Raw genomic sequence first — 21997 nt, forward strand, 5'->3', positions numbered from 1 at the left:
TGGCCCCGGTGACCGACGTCCACACCCACTACGTCCCGCGGGGCTGGCCCGCGCTGCCCGGCACCGGTCCGCGGCCGTCGTTGCGGGTCGACGGGCCCGCCACCGCGACGATCCTGCTCGGCGAGCGCCCGTTCCGGGCGATCACCGACTCGGCCTGGAACGCCGACGTGCGGCTGGCCCACATGGACGCCCACGGCGTGGACCGGCAGGTCCTCTCCCCCACGCCGGTCTTCTTCTCCTACGAGCAGGAGGCCGACGCCGCGGCCCGCACCGCCGCCGTGTTCAACGACCTCGCGTTGGGGATCGCCGCCGAGGCCCCCGGCCGGTTGCTGCCCTTCTGTCAGGTCCCGCTGCAGGACACCGACGCCGCGTGCCGGGAGCTGGACCAGGCCGTGGCGGCCGGGCACGCGGGCGTCGAGATCGGCAACCACGTCGGCGACCGCGACCTCGACGACGTCGGCATCGTGACGTTCCTGCAGCACGCCGCCGCCCTCGGGGTGCCGGTGTTCGTGCACCCCTGGGACATGCCGGAGTCGTTGCGGACCTCGCGGTGGATGGCGCAGTGGCTGGTGGGGATGCCGGCCGAGACGCACCTGTCGGTGCTGGCGCTGGTGCTCGGCGGCGTGTTCGACGAGATCGGCCCCGAGCTGCGGATCTGCTTCGCCCACGGCGGCGGGTCCTTCCCGTTCTGGGTCGGCCGGATGGACAACGCCTGGCGCGAGCGGCACGACGTCGTGGGCACCTCCGCGCTGCCGCCCTCGGGCTATCTCGACCGCTTCTTCGTCGACTCGGTGGTGTTCGACGAGCGGGCGCTGCGGCTGCTGGTCGACACCCTCGGCGCCGAGCGGGTCCTGCTCGGTACCGACTACCCGTACCCGCTCGGGGAGCAGGCGCCCGGGTCGCTGATCCGCGGCGCGTCCTTCCTCACCGAGGACCGGCGGGACCTGCTGCTGGGCGGCAACGCCGAGGCCTTCCTGGGCCTGCCCGGGCGCGAGGGGACGCGATGAACACCGTGGTGCGCCCGGTCGACGAGGCGCACGCGCTCCACCTCGACGCCGTCGACCCGCTGCCCGCGCGGCGGGCCGACTTCCACCTGCCGCCGGCCACCGCCGGCGACCACCCCGAGGTCGCGTACCTGGCGGGCAACTCGCTGGGGCTCCAGCCGCGCGCCACCCGCGCGGCCGTCGAGCAGGAGCTGGCCGACTGGGCGCGGCTCGGGGTCGAGGGGCACCTGGAGGCGGGCCGGCCGTGGAAGCCGTACCACGAGCTCCTGCGCGAGGGCGCCGCCCGGCTCGTCGGCGCCCTGCCGGCCGAGACCGTCGCGATGAACTCCCTGACGGTCAACCTGCACCTGATGATGATCAGCTTCTACCGGCCCACCCCGGAGCGGTACGCGATCGTCGTCGAGGACAGCACCTTCCCGTCGGACTCCTACGCCGTGCAGAGCCAGGCGCGGCTGCACGGGCTCGACCCGGCCGTGGCGGTCGTCCGGCTCCGCCCGCGCCCGGGCGAGGACTGCCTGCGCACCGAGGACGTGCTGGCGTTCCTGCGCCGCGAGGGGTACCGGGTCGCGCTGGTGCTGCTCGGCGGGGTCAACTACCTGACCGGCGAGCTGATGGACATCCCCGCGGTCACGGCGGCGGGTCGGGCGGCGGGCGCCGTGGTCGGCTGGGACCTGGCGCACGCCGTCGGCAACGTCCCGCTGCGGCTGCACGAGTGGGGCGTCGACTGGGCCGCGTGGTGCCACTACAAGTACGTCAACGGCGGGCCGGGGGCGGTCGCCGGGTGCTTCGTGCACGAGCGGCACCTCGCCGACCGGACCCTGCCGAAGCTGCAGGGCTGGTGGAGCACCGATCCCGCGACCCGCTTCGCGATGGGCCCCGACGTCGATCCCGTCGACACCGCCGACTCGTGGCAGCTGTCCAACCCGCCGATCCTGGCGATGGCGCCGGTCCTGGTCGCCCTGCGCCTGTTCGACGAGGTCGGGATGGGAGCGCTCCGGGAGCGCAGCGTCCGGCTCACCGGCTACCTCGCCGACCTGCTGGCAGGGGCGTGCGCGGACGCGCCGGCCCGGGTGATCACCCCCGCCGACCCGGAGCGACGCGGCTGCCAGCTGTCGGTGCGGATCACCGGGACGCCGGCCGACGAGGTCTGCGCGCGGCTGCGCCACGAGCACGGGGTGATCGCCGACGCCCGCCCGCCCGACGTCGTCCGGTTCGCGCCGGTCCCCCTCTACTGCACCCACCACGACGCCTGGCGGGCGGCGACCGCGCTGGCCGCCGTGCTGTCGTCCGGTCCCCTGTCGTGCGGCCCCGGGGAGACGCACCATGGCTGAACCGACCTGGTCGGGGGCGCCCGTCGAGCGGGTCGCCGTGGTGGGCGCCGGGCTGGCCGGCTGCCTGCTCGCCGCCCTGCTCGGACGGCGCGGCATCGCCGTCGACCTCTACGAGCGGCGCCCCGACCCGCGCAGCGCCGGGGCCGACCGCGGCCGGTCGATCAACCTGGCGATCTCCGCCCGCGGTCTCGACGCCCTCGACCGCGTCGGGCTCGCCGACCAGGTCCTCGCCGAGGCCCTCCCGATGCGCGGCCGGACCCTGCACCCGGTACGCGGCGCGCTGGGCTTCCAGTCCTACTCCGCGGACGGCACGCGGGCGATCAACTCGATCGGCCGGGCGCGGCTCAACCACGCCCTGCTGGACTGCGCCGAGAAGACCGCCGAGGTCGCGCTGCACTTCAAGCACCGGCTCACCGCCGTCGACTCGGCCACCGGCGAGCTGACCTTCGCCGGGGGCGGCACCCGTCGCGCCGACGTCGTGATCGGGGCCGACGGCGCCTGGTCGGCCGTCCGGCGGTCCGTGCAGTTCAGCGAGGGGTTCGACTTCCGGCAGGACTTCCTCCCGCACGGCTACAAGGAGCTCGAGATCCCACCCACCCGCGACGGGGACTTTGCGCTCGACCCGGGCTCGCTGCACATCTGGCCGCGCGGGTCGTCGATGATGATCGCGCTGCCGAACCCCGACCGCTCCTTCACCTGCACGCTGTTCTGGCCGAAGGAGGGGCCCGGCGGGTTCGCCGCGCTCGACACCCCCGAGGCGGTGACCGGCTACTTCACCGCGCACTACCCCGACGCCGTGCCGCTGATGCCCGCGCTCGCCGAGGACTTCCTGCACAACCCGGTCGGCTCGCTGGTCACGATCCGCTGCGCGCCGTGGGTGCGGGGCCGGGTGGCGCTGCTCGGCGACGCGGCGCACGCCATCGTCCCCTTCTTCGGGCAGGGCGCGAACTGCGCCTTCGAGGACTGCGTGGAGCTGGACCGCTGCCTCGACGTGGCTTCCGGGGACCTGGCCGCGGCCCTGCCGCGGTACCAGGAGCGGCGCAAGGCCAACGCGGAGGCGATCGCCGACCTGGCCCTGGACAACTTCGTCGAGATGAGCGACCGGGTGAACTCCCCGGTCTTCCGCTGGACCACGCGGGCCCGGCACGCCCTGGAGCGGGTGGTGCCCGGGTACGTGTCCCGCTACGAGCTCGTCTCCTTCACCACGCTGCCCTACGCGCAGGTCGAGGGCCGCATCCACCGCCAGGACCGGATCGCCGGTGCGGTGCTGGCGGCGGGGGTCGCCGCGAGCTCTGCCGCTGTCGCGGCCGCCCTGCGGAGCCTGCGGTCGTGAGCGACGAGGCGTTCCTCGTCCCGGGGCGGGCCCGGCCCCGCGGCCGGTTCCCGCACGCCCGCCGGGCCGGCGACCTGATCTACGTCTCCGGGACGAGCAGCCGCCTCCCGGACGGCACGTTCGCCGGTGCCGAGGCCGACGCGGCGGGCACCACGAACCTCGACATCCGGCTCCAGACCCGCGCGGTGCTCGAGAACGTCCGGGGGATCCTCGCCGCCGCCGGGGCCGGGCTGGAGGACCTCGTCTCCGTCACCACCTACCTCGTGAGCATGAACGACTTCGGCGGTTACAACGAGGTCTACGGCGAGTACTTCGACGAGTCCGGCCCGGCGCGCACCACGGTCGCCGTGCACCAGCTCCCCCATCCCCACCTGCTGATCGAGATCTCCGCCGTGGCGTACCGCCCCGTGCCGGCGCCCGAACCGAGGGAGGACACATGACCGGGATCAGCGAGCCCGTCCGGTTCGACGGCTGGGTCGACGCGCACCGCCACCTGCTGCGGCCGCCGGTGGGCAACAAGCAGCTGCACGAGGGGGCCGAGGACCTGATCGTGATGGTCGTCGGCGGGCCGAACCAGCGCCAGGACTACCACGTCGACCCGTACGAGGAGTGGTTCTTCCAGATCAAGGGCGACATCCACGTCCACCTGGTCACCGACGACGGCCCGCGCACGGTGCACATCCGGGAGGGCGAGTCGTGGCTGCTGCCGGCCGGGGTCCCGCACTCGCCGCAGCGGCCGCAGGAGGGCTCGATCGGCCTCGTCGTCGAGCAGGTCCGCAAGCCGGGGACGCTCGAGAAGTTCCAGTGGTACGCCCACACCGCCGACTCGGCGACACTCGTCCACGAGGTCGAGCTGCAGGTCGGCGACATCCGTGCGGACCTGCCGCCGGTCTTCGCCGAGTTCTACGAGAGGACGCTGCCCACGCTGCGCGGGGCCGACGGTGCCCCGTTGCCGCGGGAGGCGCTGTCCCCGGCGACGTGAGCAGAACCCAGCCGTGGGAGGTTCAGGACCTCGGCGAGGGGGAACCCGGGATCCCGGCGTGGTCGGCCGGAGGGCTCGGCCGGGTTGTTGAGCCGACAGCAACTGGAGCGGGGCCGATGTCGGAACAGAGCAGTGCGACGATGCGGGGTCAGGCCACCGTGGGGCCGCCCCTCGGCACCGGCCGGTTCACCGTGACCGCCAACGCCGTGGAGTGGCGGTTGTCCGCGCCGGCGGGCGCGGGTCCGCCCCCGGCCGACCAGATCCGCACGCTGCTGCGGGAGTGGCTGCGCACCCTCGACTGGCCGCGCACTCAGACCGCGCTCGTGCTGAAGGCGGTGGCCGAGGCGGTCGACGTGCTGCAGCGCTGCCGGGACGTCCCCGCGGCCGTCCTCGACGGGCTGCGGATCGAGACGACCGAGGTCGCGACCAGACCGGCCCGGTGGCTGCGGATCCGCGTCGCCGGCAGCGGCACGACGGCAGGCCCGGACGTGTCGGCGCTGCGCGAGCTGGTGGAGGACGTGACGACCGGCCCGGGCGCGACGATCACGATGGAGAGCCGCGTCGTCCCGCGGTGGTGAGGCGGTGCGGCGGGGTGACCGGGCGGGGGTGATCCGGCCGCTCCCCGTCCCGGCGGGCGGGCCGGTCCCGGGGGTGCCGGCGTAATTCCCCGGTGATCGGCTGCGAACAGGGCCGTGTGATCTCGTGGCTGGTCGACACCTCCCTCGCGCTGCTGACCGCGGTGATCTTCCTCGCGGTGTACCTCGCCGCGGCGGTCGTCCTGGCCGTGCTGTACCTGGCGCGCCGGTCCGGCCACGCGGCCGCGCTCGGCCCGCTGAGCCCCGGACTGCTCTCGCCGCTGGGGCTGATCTTCGGCCTCCTGGTCGGGTTCCTCGTGGCCGACGTCTGGTCCGACCGTGCGCAGGCCGCGACCTCCGTCAGCCAGGAGGCGAGCGCCCTGCGCGACGTCGACCTGCTGAGCAGCGCGTTCCCGGCCGAGCGACCGGAGATCCGGCAGCTGCTGCGCGACCAGATCGACGAGTACGTCACCACCGAGTGGCCGCAGATGGCCGACGGGCGGGCCACGTTGAGCCTCGCTCCGGCGCTCCTCGTCCAGATCCGGGGCATCGTCCTGGGACTGCCGATCCAGACCGACGGCCAGCGCGTGGCCCAGGACCGCCTCGAGACCTCGATCGACCGGGCGCTCGAGGCCCGCCGGACCCGCCTGGTGCTGAGCGCCTCCGCCATCGACCCGCTGCGGCTGACGGCGTTGTACCTGGTCGCGGTGACGACCCTCGCCGCCATGGGATGCGTGCAGGCCGACCGGCTACGCCGCGCCGCGACCGCCCTGGCGCTCCTCGCCACGGCCATGGCGATCGCCCTGACGCTACTGGTGGCGCAGGGCGCGCCCTTCACGGGCTACTACGCGATCGACCCCGGTCACCTGCTCGAGGTGCGCCCGTGAACACCGCCCGAGGGCGCCCGGCGCGCGATCGGCGTGGTTCTCGGCCGCTGCGAGCCTCGGTACCCCACACCCACAGGAGGACCCCACGATGACCGAGCACGCCGCCGGCACGCAACGCGACCGGAGCCCCGTCACCCTTCTCTCGATCGTCGCCGGCTTCGTGCCCTGGATCGCCTTCTCCTTCGTCTCCACCCGGCTCGCCGCGAACGGGGTCGCCTGGAGCGCGCTGATCGCGGTGGCGATGACGGTGATCGCGCTGGTCCACGGCCTCCGCCGGCACGGCCCGATCCGGCTCAACCTGTTCTCGCTCGTCCTGTTCGGGGTGATGGCGGTGGTCGGCTTCGTCGGCGGCCCGGACGTCGACCGCTGGCTCTTCGACTGGGGACGGCCCCTGGTCGGGGTCGTGCTCGGGCTGATGATCCTGGTATCCGCACCGTTCTCGCCGTTCACGGCGGAGTACGCCCGGCAGAGCACGCCGCGCGAGTACTGGGGCTCGCCGACCTTCCTGAAGATCAACCGGACCATCTCGCTGGTCTGGGGCGTCGCGCTCGTGGTGATGGGGGCGGCCGCCGTGGTGGTCAGCGCCCTCGACGCGCAGGCCGACGCGACGGACAGCCCGTACCTGCTCGACCTGCTACTGAACTGGGTCGTCCCGATCGTGGCGATCGTCGTCGCGGTCCGCTTCACGGCCGTCTACCCGGACCGGGCCACCCGGGACCGGCCCGCCGGCACCCCGGCGGACTGACCGGCCGGGGACGAACACCCCCGGGCCGCGGGACCTTCGCCGCTGGTCCGCGGGGGGTGGGTCGTCGGAGGCTCGCGCGAGGTACCGACACCTCGGCGAACCGGGAGGAGCACCGATGACCGCCCCCAGGACCGCACCCCGGCCGGACGCCGGCCCCACGGCCGAACGCGACGGCGTCACCGTCGCCGTCGACGGCACCGACGCGGGACTGCGGGCGGTCCGCTGGGCGGTCCGCGAGGCCGCGGCGCGTCGGGCCGGGCTCACGATCCTGCATGCCGCGCCCTACGCGGTGGGCTCCACGGGGTCGCTGCACGCCCACGCGTGGCGGATCCTCGCCCGGGCCCGCGCGATCGCCCACCAGTACGGCCCCCGCGTCCCGGCCCGCACGCTCCTCCTGGAGGCGGAGCCCCTCGCCGCCCTCGTCGCGACGTCGCAGGAGACCTGCCGGCTCGGCGCGCTGCTCGTCGTCGGGCTCGCCGGGACCGGGCAGCCGACCGACGCGCTCGTCGGTTCGCTCGCCCTGGACCTCGCGTCGCGGGCCTGCGGTCCCGTGGTCGTCGTGCCCCGGGCGGGCAGGGCGAGCGGTCCGGTCGTCGCCGCCGTCGGCGACCCCGCCGGCGACCTCGTCGTGCTGCACCAGGCCCATCGGGCCGCCGCCCGGCGCGGGGCCGGACTCGAGGTGCTCCACGCGGCCCGCACCCCGACCGAGGCCGCGGCGGCGCGCGACGCCCTCGAGCGCGTCCTGCGGACCCTGGACACCGCCGAGCCGGGCGTCCCGACGACCGTGCGCGTGATGCGCGAGCCGAAGTACGAGGCCGTGGTCGCGCACTCGGACCGGGCGAGCCTGCTCGTCGTCGGCACCGGGCGGGGGCGGCGCCATCTGCTCGGGTCGACCACCCGCACCGCCATCCGGCTCGCCGGGTGCCCGGTCCTCGTCGCCGTCCCGGAGCCGGAGGGCCCGACCGACCTCTAGGCGGACCCGGGACCCCCTCGGGTCCGAGGGCCGTCCGGCGCTCTCCGTTCGGCCCTGGTCCCCGCCGCGGCGCCGGACGACCGTGGGCGGCGCCCGGCACCTCGACACCAGGAGCGACGATGCCCTCCATCGCCACCACCACGATCATCGTCGACGACCGCGGCGTCCGCATCGGGACCGTGGACGAGCACGGGCAGGTGTACGACTTCGCCCGCGTCCACATCGGCGCCCTCCGGCCCGACGGCGTCGCGCTCGACTTCGCCGGGCGCCGGCTCGGCCGCGTCGCCTCCTGACATGTCCACGGACCTCGCCGCCGGCCTGCTCGAGCGGGCCGTCCAGCTCGCGCTCCGGGCGCCGTCGGTGCACAACACCCAGCCGTGGCGCTGGCGGCTGCGCCCGCGCGAGGTCGAGCTGCACACCGACACCGCGCGGCACCTGCCGGGCACCGACCCGGACCGCCGCGACCTGGTGATCAGCTGCGGCGCCGCCCTCCACCACCTGCGCGTCGCCGTGGCCGGGTTCGGCGGCGCGGTCGAGGTCGACCGGCTGCCCGACCCGGAGGACTCCTCGCACCTGGCCACCGTCCGGCTCGTGGAGGGACAGCCGGACCGGTCCGCCGCGGCGCTGTTCGGCCAGCTCGCGCGCCGGCACAGCGACCGGCGCCGGTACTCCCCGGAGCCGGTGCCGGCGGCGCACGTGGCGGCGCTGGTCGAACGCGCGGCCCAGCTCGGCGCGGTGGCGGTCCCGGTGACCGATCGCGCCGTCCTGAGGAGGATGACCGAGGTCCTCGGCCGGGCCGCCCGGGAGCAGCGCCACGAGCCCGGCTACCTCGCCGAGCTGCTGACGTGGACCCGCCGGTACGCCGACGCCGGCGACGGCGTCCCGCCCGCCGCGGTGCCCGTCCGGACGGGGCAGTGGGACGAACCGGGGCTGCAGCGCTTCCCGTCCGGCACCCTCGCCCCCGGCCGGGGGCTCGGCCCCGACGGCGGCCTGCTGCTCGTGCTGGCGACGGCGAAGGACGACACCGCGGCGCGGCTGGCGGCCGGGGAGGCCACCAGCGCCGTGCTGCTCACCGCCACGCGCGGCGGCCTGGCCACGGATCCCCTCAGCCAGGCCGTCGAGGTGCCGGCGGCCCGGAGGGACCTGCGCGCCGCGCTGGGTCTCGCGGAGCACCCGCAGCTCGTGATCCGGCTGGGCTTCCCCGCACCGGGCGCGCCGCCGCTGGAGCCGACGCCCCGGCGTCCGCTGCGGGCGGTCCTGCTGCCGCCGTGATCCGGTGAGCGCCGGGTGGGGCCACCACCACCCCGTCGCGAAGGCTGCCCGCCGAGGATCGACGAGGTGGCGCCCTGGGTCCGCGACCCCGGCCCGGACAGGGTGATCACGACCCCGTGACACCCTCCGGACCAGGGAGAACCCGCCATGACCACCCTCGCCGCGCCCTCGACCACCGCCCGCACCGCCGCCTGGGGGTGGGCCGGGATCGTCGCCGCGGTGACCGCGGGCGGCGCCTCGGCCTTCCTCGCCCAGGGCCCCGGGACCTTCACCGACCGCGAGGTCAAGTCCGGGGCGTTCATCGCCTCGGCCATGAACCCCGAGCTGCTCATCCGGCTCGGCGCCGGACTCGGGCTCGTGGCCGTGATCGCGACGACCCTGTTCACCCTCGGCCTCTGCCGCCGCGCCGGCGAGATCGCCTCCGCGCGGTCCGGCTGGGTCGAGGCCCTGCGCTGGTCGTCGATCGCGCTGCTGGCGACGACCACGGTCGGCGTGCTCATGCGCTACGTCGCCGCCGGCGGCGCTCCGGGCGCGATGGACCAGTCGATGTACACGACGGAGGCCAGCGCGACCGCGGCGGTCCTCGCCGACCAGATGTCCACCGGCACCTACCTGCCGGCGCTGGGCGTCATGGCCGTGAGCGGCGTGCTGTCGCTGCGCGGCGCGCTGCTGCCCAAGGCCGTCGGGATCGTCGCCCTCGTGCTGGCGGGCGCCTCGTTCGTCGCGACCCTGGCCATCGGCCTGCCCTACAGCAGCGCCCTCGTCTTCCCGCTCTTCGCGCTCGTCGCCGGCATCGGCGCCCTCGTCCGGCGCAGGTGAGGCCGGCGCTGGCCTGGCAGCGCTGCCGATCGTCGCGCGGGTCGGACGGCGTCGCGGCCTCGGCCCCGGGATGACCTGCGCCGTGGCGGTGGCCGCGAACGCACCGAGCAGGTCGCCGGCGGGGTTGGTCCGGTCCTCGCTCGCCTCGAACGACAGCGTCCAGCGGAAGAGGACGGACGGCACGGGGCCGGGACGCGCAGGCGTCCCGGCCCCGCGTCGTGCCGGCTAGCGCGCCGCCGCGGCCTGCGCCTCGCTCATGCCACCGCCGATCCACTCCCACATGGTCCAGCGGTAGCTCCCGTCCTCCTCGACCTCGTACTCGATCACGTTCGCGACCTCGCCGAGACGACCGAGCTTCTCCGACTTCGTCTGCGCGGTGCCGAAGACGCCGTAGCTCGCCTTGTACCCCGGCCCCGTCGGCCGGCCCACACCACCGCCGATCCAGTCGACGAGATCACCGGCCGGCGACATCATCAACACGTGGCCCTCCCCGTAGAGGACGCCGCCGGGCCGGATCGACTGCCGGTAGGTCCCGGTGTCCGCGATCTCCTGTCCCAGCAGGTTCCCGCTGCCCTGGAAGGACACCTCGATCCAGACCTGCTCGCCCTCCGTGGGGAGGATGCGGACGCCCGTGATCCTGCCGGCGGACTCGCCCAGTCGATCACCCAACATTGCTGGTGCACCTCCTCGTGCGTCCGTGGCCCCGGTCGGCCGGCCGAGGCGCACGGGACAGGGTGGGCCCGCGCTGCCCGCGCTCCAATACGGAGACGTACGTACGGGCCGGTGATCACGGCACCGGCTCCGAATTCGAGGACGTCGCGGCGGCGGAACGGGCAGGAACGCGGCAGTCGGTGCGTCGTGGGGTGGTCGTGGTGGACCGGGCGGCTGGCGCAGGCCCCGGCGCAGTAGGTCCTGTGCTCTCCACAGCGAACGTCGAGGAAAGGCGGGCTCGGCGCAGGGGTTCGGGGGCGGGCACCGAGGCGCTCCTGCGTCATTTCGGCGCGATCGTCGCGCGTCCCGCGATGGTCACCGCACGAACCCGCACCACGACGTCGGCCTGGTCGTCGTGCAGACGCGGCGCCGTCGTGATTGGAGGAAGGTGTGTCGCCGCTTCCACACAGGGCTCGTTGAGCCGCCCGGCTCGGAGCACCGGCATCACACAAGGGCGGGTCAGTCAGGTGTTCGGCCCGCTACGTGGGGAGCGGTGAGAATGACGCGACGAGCGGCAAGAGCTTCGAGGACAGTGCCGCACCAACTCCAAACAGAGCGGCCGGTGGTTGTTGACCTGCGACGATGGCCCTGACTTCGAACTTGTGTTCGACTATGGTGTGGGTATGGACGCAGGGCCGGTCGGCACCGCGCGCGAACGCCTCCAGCAGGCGATCGCGCAGCTGACCGACGCCGCCGGCCCCACCGCCGCGCCCGACGAGGTGATCGACGCGCTGCGGGTGGGCGAACAGGCCCGCCGCGCCCTGGACCGGGCCATGGTCGAGGCCACCGCCGACCTGCAGCGCCGCGGCGTGTTCGCCGAGCGCGGCTACCGCTCCCCCACCGGTGCTCTGGCCGACCTGCTCGGCTGGGAACGGTTCGAAGCCCGCCGCCGCGTGGTCGCCGCCGAATCCGTGTGCGCGCAGATCGGGCTCGACGGCACCCCGCTCCCCGCCCGGCTCCCGACCACCGCGACCGTGTTCGCCACCGGCGAGGCCGGACTGCGCCACGTCGAAGTCCTCGCCCGACTGCTCGACAGCAGCACCGCCCGGCGACTGTCCCCGCAGACCTGGGCCGGGGCCGAGGCCCAGCTCGCGGCCAAGGCCAGCGTCTACACGCCTTCCGAGTTGCACACCTGGGGCAGCCAGCTCATCGAGCTCCTCGACTAGGACGGACCCGAGCCCGACGACACCCCACCGGTCCAGGTCAACGAGCTGCGCATCGCCCGCTTCCGGACCCGCCCCGGCGGCACACTCGCCGGCCGGTTCGACGACGCCGCCATGTTCGACGCGATCGCCGCGGCGGTGGATGCCGGGGCCGCGCCACGAGACGTTCACGACCAACGCCGCGCCGCCGAGCGGCAGGCCGAAGCCCTCGCCGAAGTCTGCACCCAAGTCCTCTCCCGCGGCCGGCTGCCCGAGACCGGTGGCCGCCGCCCCCAGCTCACCGTCACCATCCGGCTCGAGGACCTGGAACGGCGCGCCCCGCCCGCGTCGTTGGAGTTCGGCGGCCAACTCACCGCCCGAACCCTGCGCCAGTTGGCCTGCGACGCCGCCGTCATCCCGGTCGTCCTCGACGGCACCGGGGTCCCCCTCGACATCGGCCGGATCTCCCGCACGGTCCCCGACGGGCTGCGCCGCGCCGTGACCGTGCGCGACGGCGGCTGCCTTCCCCGGCTGCGACCGCCCACCCACCTGGAGCGAAATCCACCACGTGAAGCAGTGGCAGCACGGCGGCCCCACCGCCCTGAGCAACCTGGTGATGTTGTGCTCGGTACACCACCGGCTGATCCACCACTCCCACTGGCAGGTCCGCATGGTCGAGGGGCTCCCCGAGTTCCTGCCACCGTCCTGGATCGACCGCACCCGCACACCCCGCCGCCGACCACCACCCCTCCTCCACCCTGTGGGGTGAGGTGGGCCCGGGGCTCGGCGGGCCGGAGCATCGTGCGGTGTCCACCGCTCGCCCCGTCGCGGGGTGTGCCGACCATGGATGTCGAGCACAGCGACGCAGCAGAGCTGGGCTCCGTCCGGTGGAGATCGAGGACGGGTGGGTCAGGCTGGTCCTGGTCGAGCCTGTTGCGACCGGCGTGTGCACGCCCGGGTCGAACCCCCGCAGCGGATCCTCGACGTGGACGGCCGGGACCGCCTGGCCCTGCGCCACCGCGGTCGTCGCGATCCGGTACTCGAACGACGCCGTCCGCACCGGGCCGAACTCCGGGCCGACGTCGAGCTCCGGCCGGTCGCCGCCCCGCGGCACCCCCTGCCGGGGCCGCCCCTGGGCGAGCGCCTCGTGGAAGCCGCGGACCCAGTCGACGCGGCCGTCCTCGGCGTTCCACAGTCCGGCGAGCACCCCGCCCGGCCGCAGCACGCGCGCGATCTCGGGGAACGCGCGCGCGGGATCGAACCAGTGGATGGCCTGCCCGACCAGCACGGCGTCGACCGACGCGTCCGGCAGCGGCATCTGCTCCGCGGTCCCCTCGTAGGTCTCGACGTCGGGACGTGGTGCGCACCGCGGTGTCCTTCCCACTGGTGCCGCCCCTCCCGCGCGGGCGGTGCGGTCACGAGGACCACCCGGAGGGCGAAGGTCGGTTCGTCACGGGGGTGCGGGAGGGTCGCCCATCCGGTTCCCTCCCGCTGACCTGCGCGGATGTTCCCGACACCCGGCCCGGCTGCGCGCGGGCGAACGACGTCCTGCCGCGGAATCCCCGAGGGCGCGCCCGGCGAGGAGGGCCAGCGCCGCGACGAGGACGACGGCCACCGACGGGGCCAGGACGACGTGCGGGGCGGCGAACAGGAACTCCCGGCCTTCCGCGACCATCGCGCCCCACTCCGGGGTGGGTGGTTGGATGCCGAGGCCGAGGAAGGACAGGCCGGACACCGCGAGGAGCGTCCCGGCGAGCCGCACGCAGGCGTGGGCGACGAGCGGGCGGGCGACGTTGCGCAGGACGTGCCCGCCGAGCACCCGCACCCGCCCGGCCCCGAGGGCGGCGGCGCCCTCGACGTAGCCCTGCCCGACCTCCCGCACCGTGAGCTGGTGGGCCTGCCGCGCGAACGGCGTCCAGCCGACCAGGGTCACGGCGATGAGCAGGGCCACCGGCCCGGGCCCGAGGACGACCGCGGCGAGCAGGCCGAACAGCACCGTCGGGAGCGCGGCGAGCAGGTCGGTCAGACGCAGCACCGCCCGCCCGGCACGGCCACCCGCGTACCCGCACGCCAGTCCGACGGCGGTTCCGACGGCCCCGGTGACCAGGACCGTCACCACCGACAGGCCCAGCGTGAGCCGGGCCCCGACCAGCAGCCGGGCGGCCACGTCGCGACCGAGCTGGTCGGTCCCCAACGGGTGCGCGGCCGACGGCGGGCGGAGGATCGCCGCGAAGTCCGTGGCCACCGGATCGGGCAGCAGCACCGGCACGACGACGACCAGGAGCAGCAGGGCCCCGGCCCCTGCGCCGACCCGCCTCACCGGTCGGCCTCGCGGTCGTGGGCGACCGGGTCGAGCGCGAGCTGCGCGACCTCGGCCACCATGCCGGCGACCACCGCGACGGCGACGAGGACGAGCGTGCCGGCCTGAACCACCGGCAGGTCCCGGGCCAGGACGGCGTCGAGCAGGAGGCGGCCGACCCCGGGGATCCCGAACACGGTCTCCACCACCACCGCCCCGCCGAGCAGCCCGGCCACGAACATTCCGGACAGCGACGTCACCGAGGTCAGGGCGAGCCGGGCGGCGTGCCGCCAGAGCACCCGCCGCTCCGGTAGCCCCTTCGCCCGGGCGAGCCGGACGTGGTCGCGGCCGAGGACGTCGATCGTCTCGGCCCGCACCAGCTGCGCGGCGAGCGCGGCCGGGTAGGCGGCCAGCGTGAGCACCGGGAGCACCAGGTGCTCGGGCGCGCCCCAGCCGATCGCGGGGAGCATCCCCGCACCCACCGCGAACACCAGCACCAGCCACGGCGCGAGGACGAACTCCGGCACGGCGATCCCCGCGATGCCGGCGGCGGACAGCGCCCGGTCGAGCGGGCCGCCGGGACGTCGGGCGGCGAACACCCCGGCCGGGACGCCCAGCACCGCCGCGAGCACCAGCGCGGCCCCGGTGAGCAGCCCGGACACCCCGAGCGCCGAGCCGAGCTGGTCGGCGACCGGGGTGCGGGCGACGTAGCCGATGCCGAGATCCCCGCGCAGCACGGCGCCGAGCCACCGCAGGTACTGCCCCACGACCGGGCCGTCGAGCCCGAGCTCCGCGGCCACCCGGGCGGCCACCGCGGGGTCCGGCGCGTCGGCGGCGACCCGGGCGCGGAGCACCGCGCGCGTGACGTCGCCGCCGACCAGCCGGGGCAGCGCGAACGCCACGACCGAGGCCGCCAGCAGGATCAGCGGGAGCGGCAGCAGCCGCCGCAGCAGCGGGCCGAGCACGGGCCGGGCGCTCAGGTGTCGGTGCGCGACAACGGCGGCAGCACCGGGCGCACCCCGAGCGGGTCGGCCACGAAGCCGCTCGCCCCACGCGAGCCCGCGGTGTTCAGCGGGTGCACGACCATCACCCCGACGGCGTCGGCGGTCAGCATCCGCGCCGCCTCGGCGAACAGGCGCTGCCGCTCGGCGGTGTCGGTCACGGTCGGCAGCCGGGCGATCAGCGCGTCGTAGGCCGGGGAGCAGTAGTGGTCGATGTTGTAGCTGCCGGCGCAGGTGTAGTCCGAGGTCAGCGTGCTGGTCGCGTCCGGGTGGTCCGACAGGTAGCTGCGCGAGTTGAGGAACATGTCGAAGCGCCCGGCGAGCACGTCGGGCTCCTGGGCGGCGTAGTCCCTGACGGTCACCTCGACGCCGATCCCGGCCCGGCCCAGCATCGACTGGATCGCGCCGGCCAGGACGGGCATCTCCGGGTGGTTGGGGAAGGTCCACAGCCGCACCTGCAGTGGCCGGTCGGGGCCGTACCCGGCCTCGGCGAGCAGGGCCTTCGCGCCGTCGACGTCCGCTCCCGGCGGCGGGGCCGTCCCGCCCCACGGCACCGCCGCCCCGAACAGGTCCGCCGCGGGCTCGGCGGCGCCGCCGAGCACCTGTGCGGCCAGCACCGGCCGGTCGATCGCCTTCGTCACCGCCTGCCGCACCCGCAGGTCCGAGAACGGCGCCGTGGACTGGTTGAGCAGCAGCTCGATCGTCCGTGCGGCCGCGTACTCGGTCACGTCGACACCGGCCGAGCGCAGCTGGTCCAGGGACGCGTTCGGCAGGCCCTCGGCGAACTGGACGTCGCCGGACTGCAGGGCCAGGGCCCTGCTCTGCGGGTCGCTCACGTACCGCACCGTCACCCGCGCGGCGCCGGCCTTCGGGCCCCAGTAGGCCTCGTTGCGCACCAGCACCGCGGAGTCGGTGCCGTTGACCGTGTCCAGCACGTACGGGCCGGTACCGGTCCGGACCACGCCCGGCTGCCCGCCGGTGTAGGCCGCGGGCGCGAGGATCCCGAGGTTCCCGCTGCTCATCCGCAGCGGCACGACCGGGTCCGGCGTCGCCGTCGTGATCCGCACGGCGTCCGCGCCGTCCGCCGCGATCGCGAACCCGATCCCGCGGATCGAGCGCGGCGGCGCCGTGACGCCCGCGACGAAGCGCAACGCCGTCACCACGGCGTCGGGGGTCAGCGGGCTGCCGTCGTGGAACCTCACGCCCTGGCGGAGCACGAACCGCCAGGTCCGCGGGTCCGCGGTCTGCTCCCACGAGGTCGCCAGGCCGGGCGCGGGCCGCACCGCGTCGTCGACCGTCGTCAGGGTCTCGGCCACGCCGAGGCTCTGCAGCCGGGCGCCGTCGTCGGCGTCGAAGGCGTACGCGGCGCGGGGCGGGAACTGCAGTGCCACGGTCAGCTCGCCGTCCGGCCCGGCCGCGCTCCCCCCGCCACCCTGTCCGCTGCACGCCGCGGCCAGCAGGACCGCCCCGGCCACCGCGGCCACCAGCCGCGCCACCCGCCGTCGTGGCATCCGGTCGTCACCCACCCCTCGTCCGGGCCACCACCCCCGTGCGGCAGCCGGGATGCATCATCTGTGCAACTGTTCAGATTGGTCAACGTGAGATCGACCCGAGCCGCGTTGCGCGGTGGAAGGAACTGCGGCCCGCGGCGCAACCCGCCCTGACCCGTCTGTCGCCACTCCGACCGGGTCGTCGAGGAAGGGTTGGCTGCACTGCCCGACCGGGTTAGGGTCCGTCGACCTCGCGGACCCGGGCACGGGGCGCCGTGGGCGTGCCCGCCTCTCGCTCCGTGCGCCGGACAGTGCCCCTGTGTGTCCGCAGCGGTCGAACCCGGCGCCTGCCCGATGCCCACCCCTCCGGCCTCGTGGCAGGCGCCTGCTCCTGCCGACCCGGCCGTTCAGGATCACCCGTCGTGGACCGGAAGGGTCGGGCATCGACCGGCGCCGTCGGCGACCGGTGATCACGGCCGGATCAGGTCACCTCACGGCGGGCGCGGTCACGACCTCGACCAGCTCGAACCGCCCGCCCAGCTCCAGCACGCGGCGCGGCAGCCAGGTCTCGGGCCGCAGGAGGATCCGCATCCGGCCGCCGGCGCGCTCGATGGCGGCCTGGGCCAGGGCGAGACAGCGCACGCCGCAGACGGCGAGGAACCGGACCCCGGTCAGGTCGACCACCACCGATCTCGGCACCGGCCCGGCGGTGAGCCGCGACAGCGCGCAGGACAGCTCGCCGCAGTTGGTCAGGTCGATCTCGCCCGCGAGGGTCAGCACCGCCAGTTCCTCGGCCGGGTGCGTGACCGTCAGCTCGAGCGCGTCCATGAGTCTCCCGCCCGGTCGGCACGCCGCCGGCGCCTGCCGGCCACCGGCGGTACGTTCCATCCGACCGGGCGTTCCCGTGCCGCACCACGGCAAACCCCTTGTCCTCGCAAGGAACTCGCCCCTGGCCGGGGCTACACCACGGCGGTCTCCCCCCAGATGTCCTCGAGGTAGCGGTTGCTCGCCCGCAGGCCCGCGAGCCAGGCCTCGCCGTCGGCCTCCCCGGCCCCGGTCCTGGCGCGGAACACCGAGACCAGGGCGGCGCGGACGCCGGGGGCCATGGTGGAAGCGTTGCCGCACACGAGGACGACGGCTTCGTCCTGCAGGGCCTCCCACACCTGGTCGGCCGACGCCTCGAGGGCGTGCTGGACGTAGCGGTGCGGGTAGCCCTTCACCCGCGAGCAGGCCGCGATCAGGGTCGCGACGCCGTCGGCCTCGTAGCCCTTGAGCTCGTCGGCGTAGAGCAGGTCGTCCTCGGGGTCCCGGCAGCCGAGGAACAGCAGCGACCGGGCGATCGGGACGCCGCGGGCCCGCAACGACTCCCGCTCCTGGAGGAACCCGCGGAACGGGGCCATCCCGGTACCGGCGCCCACCATGATCATCGGCACGTGCGGGTTCTCCGGGGGCCGGAAGGCGATGCTCGGCTGTCGGACGAAGGTGAACACGGTGCCGCCCTCGGGCACCGCGCTCAGGTGCCCGGAGCAGACCCCGCGGAACGTCGAGCCGTCCCCGCTGCGCGCCGGGCCCTCGAGCACGCCGACGGTCACCGAGGCGGCGGAGCTCATCGTCGGCGACGACGAGATGGAGTAGTAGCGCGGGCGCAGCGGCGGCAGGAGGTCGAGGTACTCCGCGAACGGGAGGTCGCACTCCGGGTGCTCCTCCAGCAGGTCGAGCAGCGTGCGCCGCGGCACCGCGATCTTCTCCCGGTAGCGGGCCTTCGCCTCGTCGTCGGTCCCGGCCAGCCCGGCCAGCTCGTCGCGGTAGGGGCCTTCCGGCATGTGTGCCGCCATCGCCGCCAGGCCGGCCCGGCTCGCGACGTCCTGCAGCTCCACGCAGCCGGCCAGGATGCCGAGCAGGGGGTAGGGCTCGCCGATGGGCAGGTGGGTCGGGCTCGCCCCGGACGCGGTGAGCGTGGCGTACTGGCCGCCGTCCAGGCCGAATCGGGCGATCACCCGGTTGACGACCGCCATGTCGTTGCGCGGCAGCACCCCGAGGTGGTCGCCGGCGGCGTAGCTGGTGCCCGCGGGCAGCGCGATCTCCAGGTGCCGCACCGAGCGCCCGCCCGGGGTGCCCGCCCGGGCGGTGAGCTCGCGGTTGACCCGGACGGTCGCCGCCTGCCCGCGGTAGGACTGCAGGATCGGGCTCGCGGTGCGGCGCTGCTCCAGCTCCACGGCCAGCCGCGGGCCACCGCCGGCCGCCTCCGCCGCCCCGGCCTCCAGGCCCAGGGCCGACCCGAGCGCGTCCCACAGCCCGGCGTACCAGGCCTCGAACTGCCCGTCGAAGTCGCCACGGGCGTCGCCCTCCCCGCGGGGGTAGACCCGCGTCGCGCCGCGGGCCTCGAGCGCGGCGTCGACCCGCGTCGGCACCGCCTGGTAGGTCGCGGCCCAGTCGCGGTTGCCGCAGCCGAAGACCGTGTAGCGCACCCCGGCCGCCGAGGTGGCGGCGTCGTCGACCCAGGTGCAGAACTTCCCGGCGTTGTCCGGTGGCTGCCCGTTGTACGACGAGGTGACGACCACGACGGCGCCGTCGGTCGGCAGCTCGCCCACCGCGTCGTCGAGCCCGGCGGTGCGCGCCGTGTAGCCGCGGTCCGTCGCGTCCCGCGCGATCCGCGAGGCGAGGTCCTCCGAGGCCCCGAGGTTGGAGCCGAACAGCACCAGCAGCGGCGTGCCGTGGCGGTCGGCCGGCGTGACGGCGAGGGCCGGGGACCGCGGGATCGTGACGACCTCCGCCTGCCGCGACGCCGTACCCCAGGTCCGGCCGCTGCGCGGGCGGATGGTGATCGTCAGGCCCTCGGGCTTGAGGGTCAGCGACTCCTTGATCTTCAGCTGGTAGTTCGCGTGGTCGATCAGCTCGAAGCGCTGCAGGACCATGCCGAGCACCAGCGTGGCCTCCTGCAGGGCGAACTGGCGGCCGATGCAGGCCCGCTGGCCGGACCCGAAGGGCCGGAAGGCGTTGGGGGGCAGGGCGTCGAGGCGCTCGGGCGCGACGTGGTCCGGGTTGAACTCCTCCGCGTCGTCGCCCCAGACCGCCGTCAACCGGTGCAGCATCGGCGTCAGGGCGATGACCGCCTGTCCGGGCGCGAAGGGCCCCCACCCGCCCACGGTGGTCGCCCGCCGGGCCTGGCGGGTGAACGCCGGCGCGGTCGGCCACAGCCGCAGCGTCTCGTCGAGGATCTGCCGGACGTAGCCCAGCTGCTGGACCTGCGCCACGGTGGGCGGCACCGACGGGTCGGTGCCCAGCACGCGGTCGACCTCCTCGTGCGCCCGCGCGACGACCTCGGGGTGCTTGAGCAGGTAGGAGACGGCGAACGACAGCAGCCCGCTGGTCGTCTCGTGGCCGGCGACCAGGAAGGTCTGGCACTGGGCGACGATGTTGTGGTCGGGCAGCCTGTTCCCCTGCTTGTCCGTGCCGACGAGCATGTGCCCCAGCAGGTCGTTCCCGGGGTCCCCGGACGCCTTCCGCTCCGCGAGGATCTTCCCCACCGTGTCGTCCATGAACCTGCTGTTCGCCTCGAGCTGCCGTTGGGCCCCGCGGCGCATCTTGATCGCCGCCGGGAGCAGGCGCTGCCGGGCCTGCGTCTCGTGCAGCGCGCCCATCATGGCCGCGACGAACGGGTGCTGACCCTCGCGGTAGAAGGAGTTGAACCGGTAGCTGAACCCGCACAGCGCGATGGTGTCGAGGGTCAGGCGCGTCATGTCGGCGGTGACGTCGATCGGCTCGTCGGTGTTCAGCCGCTCCCACTTGAGGCACAGCTGCTCGGCGATGTCGATCATCGGGTCGAGGTAGCCCTTCATCGCCCAGGTGCTGAAGCTGGGCAGCAGGATGTCGTGCGCGGACTTCCACAGCGGGTCGTCGGTGTCCGCGGTGAACAGCCCCGCGCTCTCGTGCGTCTTGCGCAGCTCCCGCTGGCTCATCCCGACGAGCTTGTCGAACCGGGTGTCGTCGCAGAGGTCGTTCACCATCTCCAGGCCGGAGGCGATGTAGAGCGGCCCGTTGGGGGTGGTGAGCTTGAGCATCGGCCCCCACTCGCGCACGAGCTTCATCAGGTCCTGGATCATCGTGGCCTGGCGGATTTCGAACATGTTGCCGAGGAACGGCACGCCCTTGGGCCCGGGGATGTCGTCGACGGTCTTCGCGGTGAGAGGCGTGACGGAGGCGGTCATGGCTGGTCACTCCTGAGGCTCGGGCTGGTGGTGTCGAGGGCCGCGGCGGGCGCGGGCGCCGCGGGCCCGGTGTCGGGTTCGGGCGCCGGCGCGGCCGCGCCGGTGCCGGGTTCCGGCGCCGGTGCGGCCACGCGGTGGGCGTGGCGCAGCAGGAAGATCGAGATCAGGACGACCCACGCGGGGAAGACGAGGACGGCCGCCGGGTTGTTGGTCACCGCGAGCAGCAGGAACGCGGCGAGCAGGTAGGCGAGCACGGCCGGCACCAGCGGCAGCACCTTGGCGTTGCGCAGCAGGGTCGTGGTGGTGAGCGCGAACATGCCGGCCCCGCGGACCGCGAAGACGAACACCAGGCCGTAGCCGACGCCGGTCAGTGCCCGCGCCGTCTGCGGGTCCTCGGCGGGCGAGTGGCCGAAGTACACCCCGAAGGCGACCGCCCCGACCGCGGCGGTGCCGGCGAACAGCAGCGTCACGAAGATGGCCCCGGCCAGCAGGTTCAGCCCGTGCGCCATCGCCGACGGCGTCGGGGTCAGCGTGTCCAGGACGGCGCGGATCGCGGTCATGTGCCAGAGGAAGGCGATTCCCGCGAACGGCACGAGGTAGAGCCCGACGGCGACGAAGAGCTGGTCGCCGCCGTTCGCGTAGAAGCCCGCGTACGCCGAGTCCGGGTCGGAGAGCGTCGGGGCCCGGTGCACCAGCACCAGCGCCACCACGAACAGCGCCGCGAAGACGACCCCGCTGATCGCCGCGATCCGCGACGCGGAGGCGGTGTCCGACGACGACGTCCCGGCCGGCGCGTCCGGCGCGGAGGGCGCGTCCGGCGCGGGCGGGGTGGCCGGCGCGGGCGACGCGGTCACCGGAGCCGCCGCGGCGCGGGCCCGTCTCGGGGCGGCCCGGGCGGTTCGAGGTCCTCGAGGATCCGCAGCAGGTCGAGCGTGCCGGAGAACGGCAGTTCCCGGCCGGAGTCTGTCGTCACGGTGCCCCCCAGTCGCCCGTCGGCGGTGCGGAGAAGCTGGACCGTCAGGTGCATGACCTCCCCCTGTCACCGCGGACACGGTGGCAGGGACAGGAGCCGGCGGACCACGGTCGGACCTTCCAGCCGACCTTCCAGTTGACTCCGGCGGGCCCGGCCGACCGCCGTCCGTGACGGGGACGGGCCGCCGGAGCACGACGCTCGAGCTGCGCCGGTTCCCGGCCCCGCCGGACGGGGCGGGGCCGGATCGCGCGC

At 75.0% G+C, this 21997-nt stretch carries 20 protein-coding genes and 3 pseudogenes; 14 read left to right on the forward strand and 9 right to left on the reverse strand.

Annotated elements, in window-relative coordinates; translation table 11 throughout:
* Positions 1-8: 8 nt before the first annotated feature.
* From LWC35_RS25475 to LWC35_RS25530, 12 genes are all read left to right on the forward strand, one after another.
* A complete protein-coding gene (locus LWC35_RS25475) occupies positions 9-1007 on the forward strand; it encodes an amidohydrolase family protein (RefSeq protein WP_232872783.1) in 999 nt (332 codons plus the stop codon).
* Complete coding sequence (kynU, locus tag LWC35_RS25480; protein ID WP_232872784.1) at positions 1004-2335, forward strand: kynureninase; 1332 nt, start codon at positions 1004-1006, stop codon at positions 2333-2335. The genes LWC35_RS25475 and kynU overlap by 4 nt, the downstream gene beginning before the upstream one ends.
* Positions 2328-3668 (forward strand): FAD-dependent oxidoreductase, encoded by a 1341-nt coding sequence (locus LWC35_RS25485; protein WP_232872785.1) that lies wholly within the window; start codon positions 2328-2330, stop codon positions 3666-3668. Before kynU ends, LWC35_RS25485 begins: the two co-directional genes overlap by 8 nt.
* Positions 3665-4108 carry a RidA family protein gene (locus LWC35_RS25490; protein WP_232872786.1) on the forward strand — a complete coding sequence of 148 codons (444 nt, stop codon included), beginning with the start codon at positions 3665-3667 and terminating at the stop codon, positions 4106-4108. Before LWC35_RS25485 ends, LWC35_RS25490 begins: the two co-directional genes overlap by 4 nt.
* Positions 4105-4650, forward strand: a complete 546-nt coding sequence (nbaC, locus tag LWC35_RS25495) for a 3-hydroxyanthranilate 3,4-dioxygenase (protein WP_232872787.1) — start codon at positions 4105-4107, stop codon at positions 4648-4650. The genes LWC35_RS25490 and nbaC overlap by 4 nt, the downstream gene beginning before the upstream one ends.
* A 116-nt stretch (positions 4651-4766) precedes the next feature.
* The gene (locus tag LWC35_RS25500; RefSeq protein ID WP_232872788.1) at positions 4767-5228 is read left to right on the forward strand and encodes a hypothetical protein; all 462 of its coding nucleotides are present in this window, start codon (positions 4767-4769) and stop codon (positions 5226-5228) included.
* Between the two features lie 92 nt (positions 5229-5320).
* Positions 5321-6112: a bestrophin-like domain gene (locus LWC35_RS25505; RefSeq protein WP_232872789.1), complete on the forward strand. Its 792-nt coding sequence runs from the start codon at positions 5321-5323 to the stop codon at positions 6110-6112.
* Between the two features lie 88 nt (positions 6113-6200).
* Positions 6201-6857, forward strand: coding sequence for a DUF3159 domain-containing protein (locus LWC35_RS25510; RefSeq protein WP_232872790.1), 657 nt, complete (start codon positions 6201-6203; stop codon positions 6855-6857).
* A gap of 115 nt (positions 6858-6972) precedes the next feature.
* Entirely contained in the window at positions 6973-7830 is an 858-nt protein-coding gene (locus LWC35_RS25515) for a universal stress protein (RefSeq protein ID WP_232872791.1), read from the forward strand.
* 119 nt (positions 7831-7949) lie between these two features.
* Positions 7950-8123: a hypothetical protein gene (locus LWC35_RS25520; protein WP_232872792.1), complete on the forward strand. Its 174-nt coding sequence runs from the start codon at positions 7950-7952 to the stop codon at positions 8121-8123.
* 1 nt (position 8124) lies between these two features.
* Positions 8125-9102 carry an Acg family FMN-binding oxidoreductase gene (locus LWC35_RS25525; RefSeq protein WP_232872793.1) on the forward strand — a complete coding sequence of 326 codons (978 nt, stop codon included), beginning with the start codon at positions 8125-8127 and terminating at the stop codon, positions 9100-9102.
* Positions 9103-9249: 147 nt separating this feature from the next.
* Positions 9250-9921 (forward strand): hypothetical protein, encoded by a 672-nt coding sequence (locus LWC35_RS25530; RefSeq protein WP_232872794.1) that lies wholly within the window; start codon positions 9250-9252, stop codon positions 9919-9921.
* A gap of 225 nt (positions 9922-10146) precedes the next feature.
* On the opposite strand, the gene LWC35_RS25535 is transcribed toward LWC35_RS25530, so the two are convergent.
* Positions 10147-10593 (reverse strand): hypothetical protein, encoded by a 447-nt coding sequence (locus LWC35_RS25535; protein ID WP_232872795.1) that lies wholly within the window; start codon positions 10591-10593, stop codon positions 10147-10149.
* 662 nt (positions 10594-11255) lie between these two features.
* Here LWC35_RS25535 and LWC35_RS25540 point away from each other — a divergent pair.
* Together LWC35_RS25540 and LWC35_RS25545 are read left to right on the forward strand one after the other, a co-directional pair.
* Positions 11256-12275, forward strand: a pseudogene (locus LWC35_RS25540) (DUF222 domain-containing protein); the annotation flags it as partial.
* A gap of 43 nt (positions 12276-12318) precedes the next feature.
* A pseudogene (locus LWC35_RS25545) lies at positions 12319-12543 on the forward strand (HNH endonuclease signature motif containing protein); the annotation flags it as partial.
* A gap of 386 nt (positions 12544-12929) precedes the next feature.
* On the opposite strand, the pseudogene LWC35_RS25550 reads toward LWC35_RS25545, so the two are convergent.
* From LWC35_RS25550 to LWC35_RS25585, 8 genes and pseudogenes are all read right to left on the reverse strand, one after another.
* Positions 12930-13113, reverse strand: a pseudogene (locus tag LWC35_RS25550) (class I SAM-dependent methyltransferase); the annotation flags it as partial.
* Positions 13114-13224: 111 nt separating this feature from the next.
* The gene (locus LWC35_RS25555; RefSeq protein ID WP_232872797.1) at positions 13225-14094 is read right to left on the reverse strand and encodes an ABC transporter permease; all 870 of its coding nucleotides are present in this window, start codon (positions 14092-14094) and stop codon (positions 13225-13227) included.
* The gene (locus LWC35_RS25560; protein WP_232872798.1) at positions 14091-15038 is read right to left on the reverse strand and encodes an ABC transporter permease; all 948 of its coding nucleotides are present in this window, start codon (positions 15036-15038) and stop codon (positions 14091-14093) included. Before LWC35_RS25560 ends, LWC35_RS25555 begins: the two co-directional genes overlap by 4 nt.
* An 11-nt stretch (positions 15039-15049) precedes the next feature.
* Positions 15050-16600: an ABC transporter substrate-binding protein gene (locus LWC35_RS25565; protein ID WP_232872799.1), complete on the reverse strand. Its 1551-nt coding sequence runs from the start codon at positions 16598-16600 to the stop codon at positions 15050-15052.
* A 450-nt stretch (positions 16601-17050) separates the two neighbouring features.
* On the reverse strand, positions 17051-17392 hold the full coding sequence (locus LWC35_RS25570; protein WP_232872800.1) for an STAS domain-containing protein: 342 nt from the start codon (positions 17390-17392) through the stop codon (positions 17051-17053).
* A gap of 131 nt (positions 17393-17523) precedes the next feature.
* A complete protein-coding gene (locus tag LWC35_RS25575) occupies positions 17524-20772 on the reverse strand; it encodes a bifunctional cytochrome P450/NADPH--P450 reductase (RefSeq protein WP_232872801.1) in 3249 nt (1082 codons plus the stop codon).
* Positions 20769-21626, reverse strand: a complete 858-nt coding sequence (locus LWC35_RS25580; protein ID WP_232872802.1) for a hypothetical protein — start codon at positions 21624-21626, stop codon at positions 20769-20771. The genes LWC35_RS25575 and LWC35_RS25580 overlap by 4 nt, the downstream gene beginning before the upstream one ends.
* Positions 21623-21799, reverse strand: coding sequence for a hypothetical protein (locus LWC35_RS25585; RefSeq protein WP_232872803.1), 177 nt, complete (start codon positions 21797-21799; stop codon positions 21623-21625). The genes LWC35_RS25580 and LWC35_RS25585 overlap by 4 nt, the downstream gene beginning before the upstream one ends.
* Positions 21800-21997 lie beyond the last annotated feature (198 nt).

Origin of the sequence: Pseudonocardia kujensis (assembly GCF_021283305.1) — a bacterium.
GTDB lineage: Bacteria > Actinomycetota > Actinomycetes > Mycobacteriales > Pseudonocardiaceae > Pseudonocardia > Pseudonocardia kujensis.